This is a genomic window from Corallococcus sp. CA041A, assembly GCF_003612075.1.
Taxonomy (GTDB): domain Bacteria; phylum Myxococcota; class Myxococcia; order Myxococcales; family Myxococcaceae; genus Corallococcus; species Corallococcus exiguus.
Map to the genome: position 1 here is coordinate 19,357 of NZ_RAWF01000060.1, position 20,104 is coordinate 39,460.

17 protein-coding genes and 1 pseudogene are annotated in these 20,104 nt (G+C 68.5%); 4 read left to right on the forward strand and 14 right to left on the reverse strand.

All coding sequences use genetic code 11. From position 1 onward, the window contains the following. Nucleotides 1-6: 6 nt before the first annotated feature. Nucleotides 7-963, reverse strand: a complete 957-nt coding sequence (locus tag D7V77_RS13250) for a hypothetical protein (RefSeq protein WP_120576645.1) — start codon at nucleotides 961-963, stop codon at nucleotides 7-9. A gap of 237 nt (nucleotides 964-1,200) precedes the next feature. Next, nucleotides 1,201-2,076, reverse strand: coding sequence for an aldo/keto reductase family oxidoreductase (locus D7V77_RS13255; RefSeq protein WP_120576646.1), 876 nt, complete (start codon nucleotides 2,074-2,076; stop codon nucleotides 1,201-1,203). Nucleotides 2,077-2,170: 94 nt separating this feature from the next. Here D7V77_RS13255 and D7V77_RS13260 point away from each other — a divergent pair, with 94 nt between their 5' ends. Continuing rightward, a complete protein-coding gene (locus tag D7V77_RS13260) occupies nucleotides 2,171-3,079 on the forward strand; it encodes a LysR family transcriptional regulator (RefSeq protein WP_120576647.1) in 909 nt (302 codons plus the stop codon). Between the two features lie 12 nt (nucleotides 3,080-3,091). On the opposite strand, the gene D7V77_RS13265 is transcribed toward D7V77_RS13260, so the two are convergent. Then, nucleotides 3,092-3,697: a hypothetical protein gene (locus tag D7V77_RS13265; protein WP_120576648.1), complete on the reverse strand. Its 606-nt coding sequence runs from the start codon at nucleotides 3,695-3,697 to the stop codon at nucleotides 3,092-3,094. 285 nt (nucleotides 3,698-3,982) lie between these two features. Here D7V77_RS13265 and D7V77_RS45690 point away from each other — a divergent pair, with 285 nt between their 5' ends. Next, nucleotides 3,983-6,337, forward strand: coding sequence for a M4 family metallopeptidase (locus D7V77_RS45690; RefSeq protein WP_304485867.1), 2,355 nt, complete (start codon nucleotides 3,983-3,985; stop codon nucleotides 6,335-6,337). Nucleotides 6,338-6,560: 223 nt separating this feature from the next. Beyond that, nucleotides 6,561-7,520, forward strand: a pseudogene (locus D7V77_RS13275) (FAD-dependent monooxygenase); the annotation flags it as partial. 229 nt (nucleotides 7,521-7,749) lie between these two features. Here D7V77_RS13275 and D7V77_RS13280 read toward each other — a convergent pair. The 3 genes from D7V77_RS13280 to D7V77_RS13290 all read right to left on the reverse strand — a co-directional run bounded on the left by D7V77_RS13280 (nucleotide 7,750) and on the right by D7V77_RS13290 (nucleotide 10,676). Further along, nucleotides 7,750-9,471: a GMC oxidoreductase gene (locus D7V77_RS13280; protein ID WP_120576649.1), complete on the reverse strand. Its 1,722-nt coding sequence runs from the start codon at nucleotides 9,469-9,471 to the stop codon at nucleotides 7,750-7,752. Between the two features lie 130 nt (nucleotides 9,472-9,601). After that, nucleotides 9,602-10,213 carry a VOC family protein gene (locus D7V77_RS13285; protein WP_147452059.1) on the reverse strand — a complete coding sequence of 204 codons (612 nt, stop codon included), beginning with the start codon at nucleotides 10,211-10,213 and terminating at the stop codon, nucleotides 9,602-9,604. Next, on the reverse strand, nucleotides 10,203-10,676 hold the full coding sequence (locus D7V77_RS13290) for a MarR family winged helix-turn-helix transcriptional regulator (protein ID WP_120576651.1): 474 nt from the start codon (nucleotides 10,674-10,676) through the stop codon (nucleotides 10,203-10,205). The genes D7V77_RS13285 and D7V77_RS13290 overlap by 11 nt, the downstream gene beginning before the upstream one ends. A 106-nt stretch (nucleotides 10,677-10,782) precedes the next feature. On the opposite strand from D7V77_RS13290, the gene D7V77_RS13295 reads away from it, so the two are divergent. After that, on the forward strand, nucleotides 10,783-12,570 hold the full coding sequence (locus tag D7V77_RS13295) for a DUF885 domain-containing protein (RefSeq protein WP_120576652.1): 1,788 nt from the start codon (nucleotides 10,783-10,785) through the stop codon (nucleotides 12,568-12,570). A gap of 53 nt (nucleotides 12,571-12,623) precedes the next feature. Here the strand turns inward: D7V77_RS13295 and D7V77_RS13300 are convergent, their stop codons facing one another. The 8 genes from D7V77_RS13300 to D7V77_RS43700 all read right to left on the reverse strand — a co-directional run. Further along, nucleotides 12,624-12,986, reverse strand: coding sequence for a DUF3060 domain-containing protein (locus tag D7V77_RS13300; protein WP_120576653.1), 363 nt, complete (start codon nucleotides 12,984-12,986; stop codon nucleotides 12,624-12,626). A 102-nt stretch (nucleotides 12,987-13,088) separates the two neighbouring features. Further along, a complete protein-coding gene (locus D7V77_RS13305) occupies nucleotides 13,089-14,285 on the reverse strand; it encodes a C39 family peptidase (RefSeq protein WP_120576654.1) in 1,197 nt (398 codons plus the stop codon). 213 nt (nucleotides 14,286-14,498) lie between these two features. Then, entirely contained in the window at nucleotides 14,499-15,383 is an 885-nt protein-coding gene (locus D7V77_RS13310) for a hypothetical protein (RefSeq protein WP_126935477.1), read from the reverse strand. Nucleotides 15,384-15,436: 53 nt separating this feature from the next. After that, nucleotides 15,437-16,264, reverse strand: coding sequence for a peptidoglycan-binding protein (locus D7V77_RS13315; RefSeq protein ID WP_233596964.1), 828 nt, complete (start codon nucleotides 16,262-16,264; stop codon nucleotides 15,437-15,439). Nucleotides 16,265-16,444: 180 nt separating this feature from the next. Then, complete coding sequence (locus tag D7V77_RS13320; protein WP_120576657.1) at nucleotides 16,445-17,080, reverse strand: hypothetical protein; 636 nt, start codon at nucleotides 17,078-17,080, stop codon at nucleotides 16,445-16,447. Beyond that, nucleotides 17,077-17,955 carry a ribonuclease HII gene (locus tag D7V77_RS13325; protein WP_120576658.1) on the reverse strand — a complete coding sequence of 293 codons (879 nt, stop codon included), beginning with the start codon at nucleotides 17,953-17,955 and terminating at the stop codon, nucleotides 17,077-17,079. The genes D7V77_RS13320 and D7V77_RS13325 overlap by 4 nt, the downstream gene beginning before the upstream one ends. A gap of 279 nt (nucleotides 17,956-18,234) precedes the next feature. Then, entirely contained in the window at nucleotides 18,235-18,624 is a 390-nt protein-coding gene (locus D7V77_RS13330) for a carboxypeptidase-like regulatory domain-containing protein (protein ID WP_211487147.1), read from the reverse strand. Nucleotides 18,625-18,691: 67 nt separating this feature from the next. Beyond that, nucleotides 18,692-20,104 (reverse strand): tetratricopeptide repeat protein (locus D7V77_RS43700; RefSeq protein ID WP_158624396.1); only part of this gene is annotated, 1,413 nt, incomplete at its 5' end.

Consider the following 20,104-nt stretch of genomic DNA (forward strand, 5'->3'; position numbering starts at 1 on the left):
CCAGGGTCAGGGAGGGTTGTCGCAGCCGATCCAGGAGCAGCTGCTCCTGAACGCATACGAGAAGTGATACCCGTCGCCCGCCGCGTCCAGGACATCCCACCGGTGCGTGCGGAGGTAGTATTCCTGCGTGCCGCAGGCCTGCCAGACAGGACAAGGATAGTAGGTGCCGCTCAATTGCCGGAACGACCACTCTTCTCCGGCGAACGTGGCCCAGGCCCCCTTCACGGCATTGTCATAGGAGACCTGCATCCTCATGCTTCCCCTGTAGGGGGCGAGCCGGGTGAAGGACGATTTGGAATTGGCGGATGCCCAGGTGTCGCCTGTGATGTTGGGCAGGCAATTGAAGAAGTCCCCGGCCTTGAAGCAGTACTGGTCCCTGAAGACGACGCCGTCGCCGCTCCCCAGGGATTGGGTGACGGACGCGAGGCCGTCCCCCCGCTGCGCACCGCGATCCAAGGCGAAGGCCCCTGAGGACTTCAGGTTGGGATCCGCCTCGTCCCTCGCGAGAACGTGGGCGTCATCAGGAGGCGTCACGAGGCGCTCGGCCTTGACCAGGGCTTCTGGCGGCGTGGCGCCGCCCGTCAACTGCCGATAGAGTTCGACGGCTGAGTGATCGGCAATCCCTGATTCACCCAGGATGCGTCCGTCTCCCGCGGGTCCGCGCTCCGCGAGGAGGATGCCGCCGGGCTGCAAATCATAGAACTCAACGTAATGGTTCGGTGACGTCTCGACCCGCGTAATCAAGTGATTGAGCTCGTCGAGCTTCGGACGCAGTCGCTGCGCGGCGTCCAGGGCAGCCGCGGGATCCGACTCATAGAGTTGATCGATCTGCTGGAGGGACCGTTGCGCTTCGGTGAGTGATGAGGGGTTGAGCTCGACTGGCGCTGGATCTTCATTGCATCCGGGGAATGCCATGGCGGCTATCAGCGGAACACTCAACCGAAGTGGGCGCTTGCTCTTCATGATGTGTCCTCCAAGACGCTGACTGAGGTGCGCAATCACAATCGTTCAGCCTGAAGGATTTCGTCAATTGCGGCTGGCGCCTGGAAGTCTGGTTTTTGGACGACTGTTCGGTGGTGGACGTTTCGGTTGCCATCACCGTCAAACCTTACAGTGGGGCGCTGTTGAGCCGAGCTCCAGGACTGGGGTTGCCCCAGGCCGCGGCGGAGATGCGCCACGGCCGGGAGGCGCCACGGGAGGTCAGGCGTTCGGGCTCGCCACGGACTCCAACTCCTTGAGCGCATCATCCGGCAGCGTGAGCTCGGCCGCGGCCAGGTTCTCCTTCAGGTGCGCGACGGACGACGTGCCGGGGATGAGGAGGATGTTGGGCGAGCGGCGCAGCAGCCACGCCAGCGCGGTCTGCATGGGCGTCGCGTTCAGGCGGGCCGCCACGGCGGACAGCGTGGACGACTGCAGCGGGCTGAAGCCTCCCAGCGGGAAGAACGGCACGTAGGCGATCTTGTCCTTCGCGAGCGAGTCGATGAGCGCGTCGTCGTGCCGGTGCGCGAGGTTGTAGTGGTTCTGCACGCAGACGATGTCCGCGATGCGCCGTCCGTCGGCGACTTGTTTGGCGGTGACGTTGCTCAGCCCGATGTGGCGCACCAGGCCCTGGCGCTGGAGGTCGGCGAGGACGGTGAGGGCCTCTTCGATGGGCCCTTCGGCGGGCCCGTGCGTGTCGAACATGAAGCGCAGGTTGACCACGTCCAGCACGTCCCGTCCCAGGTTGCGCAGGTTGTCGTGCACGGCCTGCGTCAGCTCTTCCTTTGAGAATGCCGGGAGCCAGGAACCGTCATTGCCGCGCCGGGCGCCAATCTTGGTGACGATGACGAGGCCGTCGGCGTAGGGCGTGAGCGCCTCGCGGATGATCTGGTTGGTGACGTGCGGGCCGTAGTAGTCGCTGGTGTCGATGTGGTTCACCCCGCGGGCCACGGCCTCGCGCAACACGGCACGGGCCGCGTCCGGGTCCTTCGGCGGGCCGAAGACGCCGGGTCCCGCGAGCTGCATGGCCCCATAGCCGAGGCGCTTCACGGGGTGGCCCCCGAGGGGGAAGGTGCTGGATGAGTCGATACCGGGCATGCTCCATCTCCTTTTGAGATGGAGCATGCATAGCCACCGTGGACTTTCTGCATAACGGGGCACGACCCGTACAGGTTGTGCGGAGTGGCGAACAGTGAAGGTCGACCTGGGTGATTTGAACGCCTTCGTGGTGGTGGCGCGGGCCCGCAGCTTCCGCGAGGGTGCCCGCCTGAGCGGGAGCAGCGCGTCCTCGCTGAGCGACGCGGTCCGCCGGCTGGAGGAACGCCTGGGCGTCCGCCTGCTCAACCGCACGACGCGCAGTGTTGTCCCCACCGAAGCCGGAGAGGGCCTGCTGGAGCGCCTGGCGCCCGTGCTGACGGAGATGGAGGCCGCGCTCGACGTGGTGAACGGCTTCCGCAACCGGCCCGCGGGCGTGTTGCGCCTCAACGTGCCCATCAGCGCGTCACGGCTGGTGCTGCCGCGCATCGTCCCGCCGTTCCTCGCCGCGTACCCCGACATCGAACTGGAGGTCATCACCGAGGACAGCTTCGTGGATGTCATCGCGGCCGGCTGTGACGCGGGCATCCGCTACGACGAGCGGCTGGAGCAGGACATGATCGCGGTGCCCATCGGGCCTCGCGTCCAGCGCCACGCCACGGCCGCGGCCCCGGCGTACCTGGAGCGGCATGGACGGCCGGAACATCCCCGGGACCTGCTGCGGCATGCGTGCCTGCGCGGCCGTTTCGCGAGCGGCGCGATGACGCTCTGGGAGTTCGAACGAGACGGCGAGGTGGTGACGGTCGAGCCCTCGGGACCGCTCATCGTGAGGGCGGGTGGGGCGACGGACCTCGCCGTCGACGCCGCGCTCGCGGGCACCGGCATCGTGCACCTCTTCGAGGACTGGCTGCGTCCGTACCTGGACAGCGGCGCCCTGGTTCCCGTCCTCGAACCCTGGTGGCAGCCCTTCCCGGGGCCCTTCCTCTACTACCCCGGGCGGCGCTTCGTGCCCGCGCCGCTCCGGGCGTTCATCGACTTCATCAAGGCTTCAGCGGCAGCACCTTGATGCCAGGGGGCGTCAGGGCTCGGAAAGGCTCACGGTGAAACCCTTGGGGACACTGGAGTCGTCCAGCACGTGCGCGAAGCCCTGGGCCGTCCACTCCACGTCGACCGTGCCGGGGGCCTCGATGGTGCCGGAGTCCGAGTTGGATCGGACGTCGAAAACGACCTGCACGGTCCACTCGCAGCCTTGATTCTGCGCGCAGTTCCCGCCGAAGTACGCCACGTTCTCCACCGTCACGGCGACGTCGGGCTCGAGGACGCCGGACTGGCCTCCGTAGGTGAGCTCCCCGTCGAGGAAGCTGATCGCCAGCGACGGCTGCGGCGTCTGGGTGGGGGCACCCGGCGTCCACTTGGCCTTGGCCTGGATGTGCAGCTCGCCTTCCACCGGATCCGACAACTTCTCCTTCGCGGAGGTCCGGACGACCAGCGTGCGCGTGACCTTGTCGGTCTCCGCCGTCAGGCGGAAGGGCGTGCCGGTGTGGACCGGGGACGCCACGTCTTCAGACTGGGCTCGCGACGTGGCCACGACGCTGGCGCAGGCCAGCAGCAGCACCAGGCGCGAGGCCCAGGCGCGGGTCGCGGTGGGGATTCGCTCGAAGACGGAGGGACGGGCTGGACGCATGGCTTCCTCGGGCAGGCGTGAAGGTTCCGGGCGTACGGGAACGCCGGGTGGCGCGACGCAGAGCAATCGCAATGCCACGCACTCTCAGAGGGACGTGGGGCCTGAGCGCCATGCTCCAGCGTCACAATCATGACATGTGTGTCATATGACAGCCGGGGCCGTACTTGGAGTGCGGGAGGGCTGTTGACGTCCGGTGTTTCTGCTTTTTAGGCTTGTTCTCGGATGGCGGTTATTTCGCGCTGCATCTCGCGGCGGTCGCAACCGCGCTCTCCAGGAGTATCAGACGTGAAATCCCTTCTCCAGAACCCAGCCCTTGCCGCGGCCCTGACGTCGATGCTGGCCGCTGGCTCCGCCTCCGCGGCGAGCCGTGTCGACCTGCAACAGGAGGAGTTGGGGGCGATCCGCCAGCGGCACGCGGCCACCTTCCTCATGGGTGGCGCCGACCGTGAGCCTGCCCGCCACGCGCAGGCGCTGGGCCTCGACGCGAACTCGGGACTGACCCTGCTCGACAGCGTCAGCGACCACGGTGTCAGCACCCACCGCTACCAGCAGACCTTCCGGGGCCTGCCCATCTTCGGCGAGCACGTCATCGTCAATGAGGACGCCAACGGGGAGCTGCGCGCGCTGTTCGGGCGCAAGGTCACTGGTCTGGAGCGGGACATCCCGGCGGGGGCGCCCCGGCTGTCCGCCGCGGAGGCGCTGGACATCGCCAAGGGGGCCAGTCTGGGCAACCGCGTGCGCGCCATGCTCGTCGAGAACGAGCGCTCCGAGTTGATGATCTACGTTGACGACGACGGCCGCGCCCACAAGGCCTACGTCGTCAGCTACTTCGCGGACCTCGTCGGTGGCGGGGCGCCCACGCGGCCCATGGTCATCGTCGACGCGGAGGGGGGCCGGGTGCTCAAGCAGTGGGAGAACCTGCAACACGTGCTCATCGGCACGGGCCCTGGCGGCAACGTCAAGACAGGCCAGTACGAGTACGGCACGAACTACGGCTACATGGACGTGGCCCAGTCCGGCACCACGTGCACGATGACCAACGCCAACGTCCAGACCGTGAACCTCAACGGCGGGACCAGCGGCTCCACCCCGTTCTCCTATACGTGTCCCCGCAACACGGTGAAGAACATCAACGGAGCGTACTCGCCGCTCAATGACGCGCACTACTTCGGCAGCGTCATCTTCAACATGTATCAGGCCTACGTGGGCAAGGCCCCGCTCACCTTCCAGCTCACGATGCGGGTGCACTACGGCAGCAACTACGAGAACGCGTTCTGGAACGGCTCGGCGATGACGTTCGGCGACGGGTACTCGACGTTCTACCCGCTGGTCAGCCTGGACGTCGGCGCGCACGAGGTGTCCCACGGCTTCACCGAGCAGAACTCCGGGTTGATCTACTCAGGCCAGTCCGGCGGCATCAACGAGGCCTACTCGGACATCGCGGGCGAGGCCGCCGAGTACTACATGCGCGGCACCAATGACTTCCTCGTCGGCGCTGAAATCTTCAAGAGCAGCGGGGCGCTTCGCTACATGGCCAACCCGCCACAGGACGGTCGCTCCATCGGCCATGCCTCCAACTATTACAACGGTCTGGACGTGCACTACTCGTCCGGCGTGTACAACAAGGCCTTCTACCTGCTGGCCACCACGCCGGGCTGGGGCACGGTGAAGGCGTTCCAGGTCTTTGCTCGCGCCAATGACCTGTACTGGGGCCCGAGCACGGACTTCAACCAGGGCGCGTGCGGTGTGCAGACCGCGGCGCAGGACTACGGCTTCAATGTCTCCAACGTCGCGTCGGCCTTCGCCGCGGTGGGCGTGAGCTGCGGCGGCGCGGTCGAGCTGTTCCGGCAGACGGACACCAGCGGCAAGCTCACCATCGCGGTCTTCGAGCGCTATGCGACGACGAGCGCCGGGACGACCACCAACTTCACGGTGACCGTCCCCAGCGACTTCGTGGTGATTGGCGGTGGCGGCGAGGGCAAGGAGGGCCCCTCGGGCAACCTGCTGACCGCGTCGTACCCCGATACGGGGCTGACCTCGTGGCTGGTGTCGGCCAAGGATCACCTCATCGCGGACCCCGCGCAGGTGCGCGCGTGGGTCATTGGCCTGAAGGTCGCGGGGCTGACCCCGGCGCAGCTGCGCACCTACCTGGCCGTCAGCACGGCGACGAGCGGCACGGTCGCGCACCCTGACGTCACCGCGTCCCTGCCGGCGGGCTACGTGCTGGCGGGCGGCGGCATCCGGGTGAACTGGAGCGGCTCGGGCAACCTGGCCACCGCCTCGGCGCCCTCGACCTCCACGTCCTGGCGCGTGCGCTCGAAGGACCACACCAATTCGTCGCCTGCCTCGGCGACGGCGTATGCCATTGGCATCAACGGCACCATCCCGGGCGTGGGCACCATCGGCAACGTCGTCAACAGCGGCACGTCGTCGGTAGTCTCTCACCCCAGCTACATGGTGGGCCTGAGCAGTGGTTATGCGCTCAGCGGCTGCGGGGCGTTCGTCAACTGGAGCGGCGCGGGCAACATGCTCTGGCGCATCAAGCCGGTGAACTCGGGCTGCGCGGCCGCGTCGAAGGACCACGAGAGCGCCTCCGCGGCGTCCATCTCCACCTACGCGCTCGGCCTGCGCGCGTTCTGAGCGGGAGCCATTTCATCCAGAGGCCCGGGCCGCGTCACGTGGCCCGGGCCTGCTGTTTCAGCTCGCCTGGGCGCAGGGGGGATGGGTGGAGTCAAGCCGGATTGAATCCGCACGGTGGGTGGGCACGTCACGCGCACGTCGTCCGGGTCGCCTGTCCTGAGCGCACTCGACATGGCTGAACGGACGACATCGGAGGAGGAGCAGGTCCGGTAGAAGGGCCGCCATGAAGCCTCCTCGCATTGTCATCGTGGGCGGTGGTCCCGCCGGAATGGTCCTCGCGTATCAATTGGTCACGAACGGTGTTCCGGTCCGTGTCCTGGAGCGCCATCCGGATTTCGAACGCGAGTTCCGCGGCGAGCTCCTGCAGGCGCCGGTTGTCGAAGCACTGAAGCGCGCGGAGTTCTTCACCGCGCTGCTCGAGCGGGGGCAGGCCCTGCTGGACATCGAGCGGGTCATGTACGTGGGCGAGCGCCGCACGGTCCGCGTGCCCGGTCCCCGGGAGCTGGGGGCCGTGGTGTCGCAGCCCGGGATGCTCGCGCTGCTCCACGAGCAATGCCTGCGTCATCCCCACTACCGCATGGACTTCGGCACCACGGTGCTGGACGCCGTGCAGGAGGAGGGGCGCGTGGTCGCGCTGAGGACCCGCCGCGACGGCGTGGAGGAGCGCGTCGACGGAGACCTCTTCATCGTGTGCAACGGACGCAACAGCCACCTGCGCAAGTCCTGCGGCTTGGAGATCGAGCAGTTCGAGTCGACGGCCGACGCGCTCTGGCTGCGCTTCGATCTCGCTGATGCACCGGAGGCACTGCCCACGTCGCTCCAGGTGCACCTGTTCGGCAAGGGGCGGGTGGTTGTCTTCCAGCCCTCCACGCGGCACCGGCTGCACGTCGCCTTCAGCGAGCCGGGCGACCTCAACGGGCTGCGCAAGGACCTCCCGGAGCTGCGCCGGCGGCTGCTGCCCACGGTGCCGGAGAGGCTCCGGCCCCATGTGGAACGCAAGCTCGATGAGCACACGGAGTGGCAGGTGCTGCGGATCCTCGTGGACCGGGTGAAGCGGTGGCATGCCCCCGGGGTCCTCTTCCTGGGAGACGCGGCGCACACCATGTCGCCGTCGGGAGGGCAGGGGCTGAACCTGGCCATCAAGGACACGTTCGTGGCCGCCAACCACCTGCTGGATGCCATTCATGAAGGCCGGCCGCTGGACGCGGCGGTCTTCGAGAGAATCCAGAGTGAGCGCCAGCCCGAGGTGGACCGGGTGCAGGCGGGGCAGACGCGAGCGGGACAGATGGTGCTCAAGCCGCTCGGCGTGCTGCACCTGATGTTCACCGTCCTGGTCGCGGTGATGGCCGTCGCGGGCAAGAAGATGCAGGGCGCGGCCGGGCCCACCGCCGAGCCGCGCTACTTCACACCGCTCAACCGCGCAGGCGGTCCGCCAGGTCCTGCGCCAGTCCGCACATGGTCAGCGTGGGGTTCCACGAGCCCGAAGTGGGGAAGAGCGCGCCGCCCGTCACGTAGACGTTGTGGACGCCGTGTGGCCGGTAATCCAGGCCGACCACCGACGTCGCCGGGTCCTTGCCCATCCACAGCGGCGAGGCCTCGTGCACGATGATGTTCAGGCGGATCTTCTTCCGGTCCGGCCGCTCCGACTGCCAACGGCCGCCGTTGCCGCTCGCGTCGTCGACCCAGTACTCGACCTCCGGGTCCGAGCACCCGGCACGCCCGGCCATGACGTCGATGGACTGGTAGGTCGCCTCGTCGAGCACGTCCCACAGGTGGTGGTCCTGCACGCCGGGCTGGAGCTGGAGGGTGATGTTGGTGGCGGGGTCGGTGCCGCCGTTCATGCGGATCCAGTTGTCGGGATTCTTCTCGCTCACCTCTCCCAGGGTCGCGCAGACGAACACGACGTAATCCTCGGAGCCCTTCAGCTGCGCCATCGACGCGACGGCCGCCGCGTCCGGGGCCTCGTGGGCGATGGTGCTCTCGTCGGCCTCCGGGTTCGCGGAGGCGAAGGCGCTGGTCTGCACGTGATACTGCAAGCCATTGGGCGCCTTGCCATCCAGGTAGGTGGCGCCAATCTCCAGCGCGGCCAGGTCCTTGAACGCCGAGCGCTTCACGCGCGCCGTGATGTGAGACATGAAGTGGCCGGTGTAACGCTTGCCGATGTTCGGCAGGGCCTCCTTGAAGGAGTTCATCAGCAGCGTCGCGGGCGGGATGGTCCCCATCGCCAGCACGACCTTCGCCGAGCTCACCGCCAGCGGGCCGCGGGTGGTCTCCAGAGCGGTCACCGTTCCATGGCCGTCATGCACCAGGCGGTCCACGACGCAGTGGTCGACGATGGTCAGGGGCTGTCCCTGGCCCTGGGCCGCCAGCGCCTTCTGCGATTGCTGCAGGTCCAGCAGCGTGCCGACGGTGGAGTACTTGTAGAACTTCACGCCCTTCCAGGGCGTATGGCCCACGGCGATGGGGGCCGGGAACGCGCTCTCCGCCGAGGGCACGTAGCGCTTGAAGTTCTCCCGGAGGTTCACATCGATTTGATGCTGGAGGCTGCCGTAGACGCCGTCGTGGACCTTGTCCATCGTGGTGACGTGCAGGAACGCGCGGGCGCGATCCCAGAAGCCCGGCTGGAGCGTGACGTCGATCAGCTCCTGCGGCCAGTCGCGCATCAGGTCGGGAGTCGGGGCGGGGCACCAGGCGCTCCAGTAGGTGGATCGTCCGCCCAGCACGGGGATGTAGCCGGCCTGGAAGAACTCCAGCTCCGTGGTCGCCATCCGTGTCGTGCGCGTCCACGGGTACGTGGTGGGCGGTGAGCCGGTCGCGGCCTGGAAGGCGAGCGGGAGCATCTGGTAGTGCGTGGGCAACCAGAAGCCGCCCCGCTCCAGCACCATGATGCGCGCGTTCGGGTTGTGCTTCAGCGTCTGCTCGATGAAGGCCACCCCGGTGGGCCCGGTGCCAATCACGATGAAGTCATAGGCCGAGGCCTGGATGTCGCTCCAGTCGTTCGGCGTGGCGAAGAACGCCTGTCCGGCGATTTGATCCGCGCTGGCCTCCTGCGGACCGGGGACGGGATATCCGAGCGAGATGCCCTTCGGGATGTTGCGGGAGCCAGCGAAGAACTTCTTGTAGTTGGCGGCCATGGGACCTCGGCAAGCAATGGGGCTGGAGGTGCTTGCCTTTGGATTTGCAGGTGCCATGCCGCGACAGCCCGGGGGCGGGGACGCCCGCGCGAGCAGAGAAATGCGTCGCTTCAGGAAGCGCTGGCGTCTTTCAGGGACGCAGGAGGGCGGACACTTCCCCCAGGGCCACGGCCAGCTCCGCGCGGTCCGCGAGCGCCTGTTCCCGTTCCTTCTCCGTCCCCGCGTCCGGCTTCTTGAGCGCGGCATCCAGGACCTTCGCGGCGGCGGCGTCATCGCCCTTGAAGTCGCGCAGACGCCGGGCCGTCTTGAGGGCCTTGCCGAGGATGGAGGTGGGTGTGTTCCCGTCATCGCCATAACCGTCGGGTTCATCCCGGCGGATGAACATGAGCGAATTGCCGGAGGGGTCGGTGAGGGTGAAGCGCGACTGTCCCTTCCGCATGCGAGTCATGCGTGGAAGTCCCCGGACGGGAGTCCGCCCATAGGCCTTCCGCAGCGCGTCGAGGAAGCGCGCGTGCAGTTCCTCGACCTCGTCCACGATGACCAGACAGCTGCTGAAGGCCTTCAGCGGATCCAATCCCTTCAGGCCGAAGAAGTGGAGCTGCGCACCTCCCCGCTGTGTCGCCGCGTAGGGATTGGGTGCCCGTTGTTGGTACGTCACCTCGAACCCGAGCAGCGCGTAGAACTCGAGCGTCGACGCGAGCTCCACGCAGGGGAGCAGGGGGATGCTGGCGTCACTTTTCATGGGAGCGCTCCGCTTCGGTCAGGTCCTCTTCGAGCCGCAGGCGCGCTTCGCGGACGCCCTCGACCGCCGCGGCGAGAAGCGCCGGGGGCAGGCTCGCGCCAAGCCGGTCCGCCCACGTGGCATGCGCCTGCTCGACCTTGCGCAAGGCTCGGCGACCGGCGGCCGTGAGGGCGACGCACTTCGCCCGCTGGTGGTGCGGGTTGTCGACGAACTCCACGAACCCGTCGCTCGCGAGCGCGTCCGCCGTCTGCTGCACGCTCTGCCGCGCGAGCCCCATCGTGCGCGCCACGGCCGCGACCGTGGCGGGGCCATGGTCGATGACGCCCAGCACCTGCCAGCGGGCGCTCGTCAGTCCCGCCGGAGCGCTCAGCCGGTCTCCAGCCTGGAGCAGCAACCCATTCAACTGGAACACCTCCAGGACCAGGGCACTGAAGGTCTCTGCTTTTGGGGTCAACGGTGGCATTGGCAGGAACCTGTCAATTTGACAGGTCCATGTCAACTCTCCGGGTCGCTTGTCGTGCAAGGGGCCATGGGCGACGCTCCCCGCGTCTCCTTCCCCCAGAGGCTCCATGAACGCACTGCGAACCCCGAGCGTCCTCGCCGCGTTGCTGCTGCTGTCCCCTGGCTGCACCACGTCCCGCCCCGCGGCCCGGGACGACGTGCAGGCCGCCGCGCCCTCGGAGTCCTCCTCACAGGTGGCGCTGCGAGGGTTCGTGGACGCGTACTTCGAGGAGCACTTCCGCCGCTCGCCCATGTCCGCCACCTCCGCGGGCGTGCACACGTATGACGGCGAGCTGCGTGGCTTCCGGCCCGAGGATCGCGCGTCGCATCTGGCATTCCTCAAGGACCGGCTGGCGGCGCTGCCCAAGGCAGTGGACCGCGCCGCGCTGCCGCCCGGTGACCGGGCTGATTACGACATCCTGGAGAATCACCTCCGCGCGCGCATCCTGGACCTGGAGACGGTGCGCTCGTGGGAGCGCAACCCGAACGCCTACCTGGGCTTCGCGTCCAACGCCGTGTACCAGCTCATCAACCGCGACTTCGCGCCGCTGGAGGAGCGGATGCGCTCGGCGGTGAAGCGCATGGCGGTGGTGCCGGCGGTCTTCGCGGCGGCCCCGGCGAACTTGAAGAACCCGCCGAAGCTGTGGACGGAGATCGCCCTGGAGCAGGCGAAGGGCACGCGCTCGCTCTACGCGCAGACGCTGCCGCAGGCCTTCGCGCCGGTGCAGGACGCCGCGCTCCAGGACGACTTCAAGCGCGCGCAGGCGCGGTGCCTGGAGGCCATCGATGGCTACATCCGCTTCCTGCAGGACGACCTGCTGGCCCGCTCGAACGGGGACTTCGCCATCGGTGAGGCGACGTATCGCCAGAAGCTCCAGTACGAGGAAGGCGTCACGGACAGCATCGACTCGCTGCTGGCCTGGGGGCGCGCGGAGATGAAGCGCACGCAGGAGCAGTTCAGTGCGGTGGCCGCGCGGATTGCCCCGGGCAAGGCGCCCATGGACGTGTACCGCGAGCTGGGCAAGGAGCACCCGGCGGGCGCGGAGCTGGTGTCCACCACCACGGCGACGCTGGAGGACATCCGCCAGTTCCTCATCGACCACCGCATCATCACCGTGCCCAGTGAGGTGCGCGCGAAGGTGGCGGAGACGCCGGTGTTCAGCCGCGCGCTGTCCTTCGCGAGCATGAGCACGCCCGGCCCGTTCGAGATGAAGGCGACGGAGGCGTACTACTACGTGACGCCGCCGGACCCGGCGTGGAGCGCGGAGCAGGCCGAGCAGCACATGAGCTTCTACAACCGCTACGCGCTGCCGCTGGTCTCCATCCACGAGGCGTACCCGGGGCACTACGTGCAGTTCCTGTGGACGAACCGCATCCAGTCCAAGGTGCGCCGGCTGCTGGGTTCAGGTTCCTTCAGCGAAGGCTGGGGCCTGTACACGGAGCAGATGATGCTGGACGAGGGCTACGGCGGCACGGGTCCGCAGGCGGACCGGCTGCGCCTGAACCAGCTGGCGCTCTACCTCCAGCGGCTGGCGCGCTACGTGGCGGGCCTGTCCCTGCACACGCGCGGGATGACGTACGACCAGGCCGTGAGCCTCTTCGAGAAGGAGGCGTACATGACGCGCATCAACGCGGAGCGCGAGGCGCGCCGTGGCACGTCCGACCCGACGTACCTGGTGTACGCGTTGGGCAAGAAGATGCTGATGGAACTGCGTGAGGAGGCGAAGGTGAAGTGGGGGAGGGACTTCAGCCTCCAGCGCTTCCACGACGCCGTGGTCTCCCATGGCTACCCGCCGGTGCCCATCGTGCGGCAGCTGTTGCTTGGCGAGGACGCGGCGCCTTCCGCGTCCCCTTGAGCGCTGCCCCAACGCGCCCGCTTCAATGACGAAGCGGGCGCGGGGGCCGACGGCTACTTCTCCTGCGTGATCTTGTTGTCCACGCCGGTGCGGCTGATCTTCGGCTTCGACTTGCCGTGACCGCGCTTCCAGGTGACGGAGTTGGAGGTCCCCGTCACGGAGATGGCACCGGTGGCCTCCACCTTCACCTTGTTGTCGGTGCCGTTCACCTCGACGCTCTTGCAGTCGCCGGTCAGCGTCACGGTGTTGGAGTTGCCGGTGATCTCCACCGTGCTGCCCGGCGTACATGCGTGGGTCGCTGTCTCGTCATTGCCGGTGATGTCGATATTGCCCGAGCCCTCCTGTGCGACGGCCGTCATCGGGCCGAAGGCACATGCCACCATCATGAACACCGCCGCGCCGAGCTTCCTGTTCATCCGTTTGTCCCCCGAGGAGAGGTGCGGGCCTGATGCCGCACGCCTCCCATCTACGTGACGGTCGAAGGAAGATTCAATCCGGAGATGGACGGGTGGGCGCCCCTACGCCCCTGAACGGGGGCCGGGTGTCGGATCGTAGATGCCGATGGCGCCCGCGTTGCCGCGCATGAAGGCGTCCAACTCCTCGGGCGTGACCTCGATGGGCGTGCGGACGTCGACCGCGGGGTCGCACACGATGAAGTTGCCCTCCGGCGTCACGCCCACCACCGCGACCAGGTGCTCCTGGGCACCGCCGCCTTGAGCCCAGGTGTCGCTCTTGAGCACCGGGTCGGCGTTCTCGGAGCCCTCCGGGGCCTGCGCGGGCGTCTCGACGAAGTTCCCGGAGATGACCACCGACATTCCGGCGTCGATGGCCTCCTTGATGCTCTCCGAGTTCGCGCCCACCTTCGCCCAGCTTCCGCGCGCGGCCGTCACCGCGTTCTTCACGTCCTGGAAGCCGGTGTATTGGGAGTTCTCCGTCGTCAGCGAGTACACCGTCTCCCCCGCGGCGTTGGTCGTCACGCCGTCGCTGCCTTTATCGCTCGCGGTATTGCCCCAGTAGCGCACTGCCTGCACATCCGCGCCGGCCGTGCCGTTGTGCGTGATGCCGGGGATGGAGGGGATGACGAGCCCCTCGTTGAGAAACGCCATGAGCGTGGCGGTGGGGCCGCAGTTGGCGTTCCTGCCATCGCCTCCCACCTGCGTCTCGGCGTCGAACTGGTTGACGTAGATGTCCTGATACGTGTCCGCGGCGTCCGACTGGTGGCGAGCGGCCCGATACTTCGCGACCTCGTCCGTGCTCATCTCACTGGTTTTCGCCGCGCGGACCCAGCCCTGTCGTCCGCGGGCATCCTGGACGTAGACGAACTCCCCCTGGACCGCGGCGCTGTTGTCCGGCGGCGCGATGACCTTCAGCTTCGTTCCCGTCCCGTAGAGGACGCTCTGCCCGGACTCCGCGCTCGGCCCCGGACGCAGGTAGACGCCGTCAGACGATGAGACGTTCAGCCAGTCCCCCTCACCCGATTTTCCGTCTCCCTGCGCGTTCGGCGGCGTCAGGTCGGCCGGCGGCCGTTGCACGACGACAGGCGGCGGATTCAGCACGACCCTTGGCGAGGTTCCGCGCTCGAACGAGGACACGGCGAAGTTCGCGACGGCCTTGGCGGCGGGCTGGAGCGGCGGCGCGACCGCCTTCTCCACGGCGGTGTTCGCGACGGTGCGCAGCACAGGCCCCAGGGCACGGCGGATTCCATCAGAAAACATGTGTCACTTCCCCCTCTACACGGCGAGACAGCACCATGCGGATGGGGTGATGAAAGCGTTCGGGGCACCGGCCGGCGAGTTAAATGGGATTAATTCGGATGCCGTCGAGCTGGAAGTCATCCCGGGGCGCGCCCGCTTCCGTGACGAAGCGGGCGCGCGGTCCGACGCCGCACGGCTCCCATCTACGTGACGGGCGACGAAAGATTCAACACGTCAGGGCGCGCAGCCTGGATCGGCTGGGCTCCAGGTGTACTGGGAGTCCAGCGTCAGCTTCTGCTCCACCACGGGGCCGCTCATTCCGCGCGCGGTGAGGCGGAAGGTCTGCTCCGGCGCCGTGCCTGAGACCTCGGCGCGGTAGATGAAGTGACAGCCCGCGATCCACGTGTCATCGGGCACCGGAACTCGGGAGCCATCGAGGCAGGGCTCCGGAAGGAAGCCCACCACGGCGGCGCTCTCCGAAAAGCGGTCCTTCTCCCCGAAGTACGCCTTCTCGGCCGTGAAGAGCGCCTTCAGGTTGCTGGCGCCCTCGCACAGCGGGGCTGGCAGGGGCGTCCCCTCCGGCCTGCGCACGCCATGGCACTCCTCGAGGACGAGCTCCGAGGGCCACACGCGCACGAGCTTCCTGTCCGCGTACCCATGCGTCAGGGTGTACGTGAACCCTTCGGCGAGTCCGCCCACGCCCACCGCGCGCACGCTGAAGGTGCTGTCGTCGGGCGTCGAGCCAGCCACCGAGACCGCATAGCGGAAGTGGCAACCCGCGAGCCAGGTGGCGTCCGGCGCGGGCACGCGGCTGCCATCCGCGCACGCCGCCGGGGTGGGGAGTCGTGTGACGTCCGGGGTCCAGGCGTCCTTCTCCCCGAAGAACTCCTTCTGGCCCGCCAACAGCCCACTGAGGCCCAGGAGCGCCTCGCACCGCAGCCGCTCGCGCAGCTCCTGCTCGGTGGTGCTCCGCGAAGGCGTGGCCGGCGCGGGCGTGCTGGCCTTGACCGGCGCAGGCTCGGACCGCGTGGGCGCGGGTGGCTTCTCCTGACGCTCACAACCGCCCAGCACGACAAGCGTCGAGACGAGACGGGGGAACCGGAATGAGAGGCTTCGCACGCAGGACTCCTGGGGGTTGCATCTCCAGGCATCCATCATGTCGTTTTTCGCGCTCACATTGCCATGCCAGTCTCAAAGAGCCCTTCCTCCGCGGGAGGGTCCCCGCGCGCCTTGTCCTCGCGGCTGGGCGTCCTCCGCGCGCTCTTCAGGCCCTCCTTCACTTTCAGGGGAGAGGTGAGCCAGATGAGGCGCGTCCCCGCCGGGTACCACTTCTTCTGGGCCGACGTCCGGATTGCGTAGGGGCCGGATTCCGAGCCGTGGGAGATGAGCAGGGGATCCGCGCCGCCCTGGATGACCAATGACACATGCTTTCCCTGCCAGAGGCAGAGGTCCCCTGGCTGGACCTGGGACAACGGAATGTGAAGCATGTGGGCTTCGAGCGTGCCTGTGTACCCCGCTCCGCTGAAACGGTTGCCATTGGGGTCGGGAGCGCCCGCCCACCTGTAGCAAAGCGTCACGAAGCCCGAGCAGTCGATGTCGAGCGGCAGCTTGTGGCGCAGCCGGATGCCGTCGATCGGGCGTATCTGCGCGTAGTGGATCCGGTCCTGGTTGGCGGCCCCCCACAGTCCCTCCGCGACGATCTTCTCGCGGAGCCCTGCTGGCGCCGGGGTGGGGGGCGTCTCCGCGCCACCCAGGGTCGCACCCAATGCCTTGAACGCCGCGCGCGTCTCCGGGCCATAGACGCCAATGGCATCCACGCCGTGCGCCTTCTGGAACTTCTTGAGCGAGCCTTCCGTCTGGGCACCGAATGTGCCAGGGCCCGTGTTCATCTGCGCCTGGGTCATGTGGCCCAGCTTCACCAGCGCGGTCTGGAGTTGTCTCACCCCCGTGCCACTCGAGCCGCGCTTCAGGTCCACCGCGGGCAGCGTGTAGCCCTTCAACGGGAGGCTCGCCCCCTTCGCTCGGCTATAGCCGGCAGGGGCCTTCCGCTGGCGGGCCTTGCCTGTCCGTGCCCGGGATGTCTGTGCTTTCCTCCGCATGCGGCCTCCTGCCGGCAACATGCGAATCGGCTCGGGGAGGCGCCAGAAACGGGAGCCTCCTTCCAAGGTGCGCCTTGCTTCCTAGCGCGCTCGCTGCAGATGGACCATCGCCTCGTCCAGCAGCGCGGCCACGCCCCGGCGCACCACGTGCACCACCTTGCGGTGGTGCGAGGACGCCAGGTGCGTGTAGTGGGTGGACACCTTGTGGTGCAGCTCCGTGGCGCCCCACACCAGCACCAGGTCCGCCCACTCCAGGTCGCTCTTCGCGCGGTCCGCCGTGCGGCGCTCCGTGCCGTCCACCATGCGCAGGGAGATGGGGCCGCTCAGCTTCGCCTCCAGCTCCTCACGCACCGCGGGCGAGCCACCCACCACCACCACGCGCTGCACGCCGCGCTGATGGCACATCTCCAGGAACGCAACCTCCGCGCGCCGGTTGGCGGAACCGCCGCACCGCGCGCAGTGGCTTCGGGGCTCGACACGCAAAGGCTCCCGGCCGCTCGCCGAGGCCACCTGGATGCAACCGGGATCCGCGCACACCTGGAAGAAGCGCTCGGCCAGCACCTCGGCCGCTCGCAGGAGCTTGGGCTCACTCATCCGCGCCTTGCCCGGCCGCGTGAGCCCTGCCTCCTCCAACACGCCCCTCGCCCGCGCACGCGCGTCCATCAGCGTGACGCCCCGCTCCGCCAACCACCCGTCGATGTCCTTGTCCGCGCTCATCGCTTCGCCATCGGAGCAGGAGTAGCGGCGAACAGCTCGGATTGCATCGGGACGGGCCCGGAGGGCTGCGCCAGTCCGAGCGCCTCGCGCACCGGACCGAAGCTCCGGCGGTGGATGGGCAGCACTCCCAGGGCCTGGATGGCCTGCACATGCTGCGCGGTGGGGTAGCCCTTGTGCGCCGCCAGGCCGTAGCCGGGATATTGCGCGTCCAACTGAGCCATCAGCCGGTCGCGCGTCGTCTTCGCCAGCACGGACGCCGCCGCGATGCTCAACGACAGCGAGTCGCCCTTGATGATGCCGCGCTGCGGAGCCGGGCACTGGGGAATCGTGCGCGCGTCCACCAGCACGTAGTCGGGCGTCAGCCCCAACCCCTCCACCGCGCGCCGCATGGCCAGCAGACCCGCGTGGTAGATGTTGAGTTGATCAATCTCCTCCACCTCCGCCCGGCCCACCGCCCACGCCACCACGTCGCGCTTGAGGGCTTCCGCCAATGCCTCGCGCTTGTCCGGGTCCAGGATCTTCTTCGAGTCGTCCAGCCCCTTGAGCTTGTAACCCCGGGGCAGGATGGCCGCCGCCGCGACGACGGGGCCCGCGAGTGGCGCCATGCCCGCCTCGTCCACGCCCGCGACCTTCAACAGGCCCTGCTCCCACAGTTCCGTCTCGAACTTCAGCAGGTGCCGCAGCCGCTGACCCTCCGCCCGGTTCTTCTCCTGACGCGAGCGCAGCTTGCGCGCGAGCGTCTGTGCACCCTGACGGGGGTCTGCTTCCAGCGCCTCCAGCAGACCCTGGGGGACGGGCTGCGCCTGGGTGACGAACCGCCCGGTCAGCTCGGTGACCGAGCATTCGAGCAGCGCCTGCACACTCTCTGCGGACATGGGGGACCTTCGGGATTGCCTACCCGGCGGGTAGCGCGGTTGCACGGCTTACTGGAGTGGGGAGACACCAGTGCCGCGACAACACGCCTGCTCGCACGCCGTCAGGCCAGACGGGCGTGCGGCGAGGCTGGAGGAGAGCCGGACCGACGCATTCGCGCGCATGCGGGTTTGACGCATGGCGTAAGTGGTACCGCGCACAGGTGGGTGTGCACAACCACCCCACGGCCTGAGGCGGCGGATTTTCCGCGCCCGCCGGCCCTCACTGGCGGGTCTTCCGGCTCAATCCTGGAGCTTGAGCGTCACCGTGTCGGGAACAGGCGTGCAGTGGCATTCGTCACAGGTCCACTCCACGCGCTCCGCGCGCGTCACGTGCGAGCCCGCCGTGGCCACCACTCGGATGGGGCTGGGCGCGAGCGTTTCGTTGATGGCCGTGGTGACGCCCCGGTCATCCGTCACGCCGGTGATGCTGATGTTGCTCTCCAGGTTGGTGGCCGTCACGGACGCGCCCTGGATGTACGCGCCGTCCGACGACATCACCTCCACGCGCAGCGACCGCGGCTCCGCGCAGGTGTCCTCGTGCCGGTTCGCGCTGGGGGCATCATCACAGCCCGTCATCAGCATGCCCACGAGCAGCCCCAACCCGCCATACGTCTTCAAACGCTGTCCCATCCCCACGCCCCCAACCCGTCCCATGCATGGAATCTGGTACCGGGGGACGGGTGCTGCAATGCGTGTGTCAGGCGGCGGGCGGCAGCCGCGCATGGGAAAAACGTGCGGCCTCTGTGTCCGGATAACGATGCACGATGTAGCGGTAGATCTCCTCCGCGCGCACCGTGTTTCCCAACTTCTCCCCCTGCACGCGCGCCAGCAGCACCAGCGCGCGGGGCGCGGTGGGTTCATCCGGCGCAGTGTCCGCCGCGGCTTCCAACGCTTTGACCGACAGTGGGAAATCTCCTTCCACTGCCGCGGCCTGTCCGATGAACAGATGGTGTGACGGCAAAAGCTTCAGGCGGGGCAGAACGTGGAGCGCGCCATACAGCGCCAGCGCCTTCGCCACGTCGCGCGCCTCCACCGCCGCGCCCAGCTCGGCCACCTTCGCTTCGACTCCGGCGTCGGCGGGGCCCGGGGCTTCGAGCACCGGGGACTCGAGAAGGGACACGGGCACGCGCTGGGGCGCGGTGTCACCCAGCGTGGGCTCCAGCAGGTCGCGCGCGGGCAGATAGCCCAGCGCGTCCCCGTGCACGTACAGCACGAGCCCCAGCAGGCTCGCGGCGGCGAAGGGCGCCAGGCACGTGAGCGCCTCCGCGAGCCACGTGGAGACGAAGGGCACGGGCAGGTAGAACACCCAGGCCGCGCCCCAGTGCATCACGGCGTGGGCGCACGCCAGCAGCACGAACACGCCCGTCATCAGCCCCGCGTCGGGCCCCACCGCCCGCAGGCATCCGAGCGTGCGCAAGGGATTCAAGGCGGTGAACACCGACTGCGAGGTGGCGGCCAGCAGCAGCGCCCACGGCAGCCACAGGAGTCCCAGGCCGGCGAGCCCCCAGAAGAAGGGGTCCTCCCACACCACGGGCTGCCCCAGGGCCTGCAGCGGGAGCATGATCCGCCCGACGGTCTCGTACCCGGACACGGAGGGCAGCAGGTGCCAGGCACGCGCGAGCGCGGGCATGAAGACGCCCACGGTGACGCCCAGGCCGCGCAGGCCCGGCACGATGTTGTCCTGGACGATGCTGGTGAAGCCGGGGCCCTCGGGATCCGCGTCGCCCCGGGCCGCGCCGCGCACGAGCGCGAAGAAGGCGGACCAGAAGACGCCCAGCCCGAGCGCCATGGGCAGCACCACGAGGATGCGCACGCCCATCCCGAGCATGCGCAGCACGGCCAGCATCAGGCTGACGGCCAGGAGCGTCTGCAGGCCCGGAACGGTGAAGGGAAAGCGCAGGGCGCCGGTCAGGCGGGTCCGGAGGGCCCGCTGCGAGCGGTGGCGCAGGAGCACGTTCGCCGTGCCCTCGCACCGGACGCAGACGGTGTACTCCACCGTGCCCGTGCGCCGGGTCTCCACGCACGCGGGGCACAGCAATGCCTCGCAGTGCTCGCAACGCCAGCCAGCGGCGGCGTCCGGGTGTCTCGCGCAGGGGGAAGGGGCAGGGAG

What these genes read in the sequence shown, in the direction of transcription:
- D7V77_RS13320 (WP_120576657.1), bottom strand. Translation starts at nt 17,080, where the DNA reads ATGAGCGCGGACAAGGACATCGACGGGTGGTTGGCGGAGCGGGGCGTC.
- D7V77_RS13295 (WP_120576652.1), top strand. Translation starts at nt 10,783, where the DNA reads ATGAACGCACTGCGAACCCCGAGCGTCCTCGCCGCGTTGCTGCTGCTG.
- D7V77_RS13250 (WP_120576645.1), bottom strand. Translation starts at nt 963, where the DNA reads ATGAAGAGCAAGCGCCCACTTCGGTTGAGTGTTCCGCTGATAGCCGCC.
- D7V77_RS13255 (WP_120576646.1), bottom strand. Translation starts at nt 2,076, where the DNA reads ATGCCCGGTATCGACTCATCCAGCACCTTCCCCCTCGGGGGCCACCCC.
- D7V77_RS13305 (WP_120576654.1), bottom strand. Translation starts at nt 14,285, where the DNA reads ATGTTTTCTGATGGAATCCGCCGTGCCCTGGGGCCTGTGCTGCGCACC.
- D7V77_RS13300 (WP_120576653.1), bottom strand. Translation starts at nt 12,986, where the DNA reads ATGAACAGGAAGCTCGGCGCGGCGGTGTTCATGATGGTGGCATGTGCC.
- D7V77_RS13325 (WP_120576658.1), bottom strand. Translation starts at nt 17,955, where the DNA reads ATGTCCGCAGAGAGTGTGCAGGCGCTGCTCGAATGCTCGGTCACCGAG.
- D7V77_RS13265 (WP_120576648.1), bottom strand. Translation starts at nt 3,697, where the DNA reads ATGCGTCCAGCCCGTCCCTCCGTCTTCGAGCGAATCCCCACCGCGACC.
- D7V77_RS13285 (WP_147452059.1), bottom strand. Translation starts at nt 10,213, where the DNA reads ATGAAAAGTGACGCCAGCATCCCCCTGCTCCCCTGCGTGGAGCTCGCG.
- D7V77_RS13290 (WP_120576651.1), bottom strand. Translation starts at nt 10,676, where the DNA reads ATGCCACCGTTGACCCCAAAAGCAGAGACCTTCAGTGCCCTGGTCCTG.
- D7V77_RS13330 (WP_211487147.1), bottom strand. Translation starts at nt 18,624, where the DNA reads ATGGGACAGCGTTTGAAGACGTATGGCGGGTTGGGGCTGCTCGTGGGC.
- D7V77_RS13280 (WP_120576649.1), bottom strand. Translation starts at nt 9,471, where the DNA reads ATGGCCGCCAACTACAAGAAGTTCTTCGCTGGCTCCCGCAACATCCCG.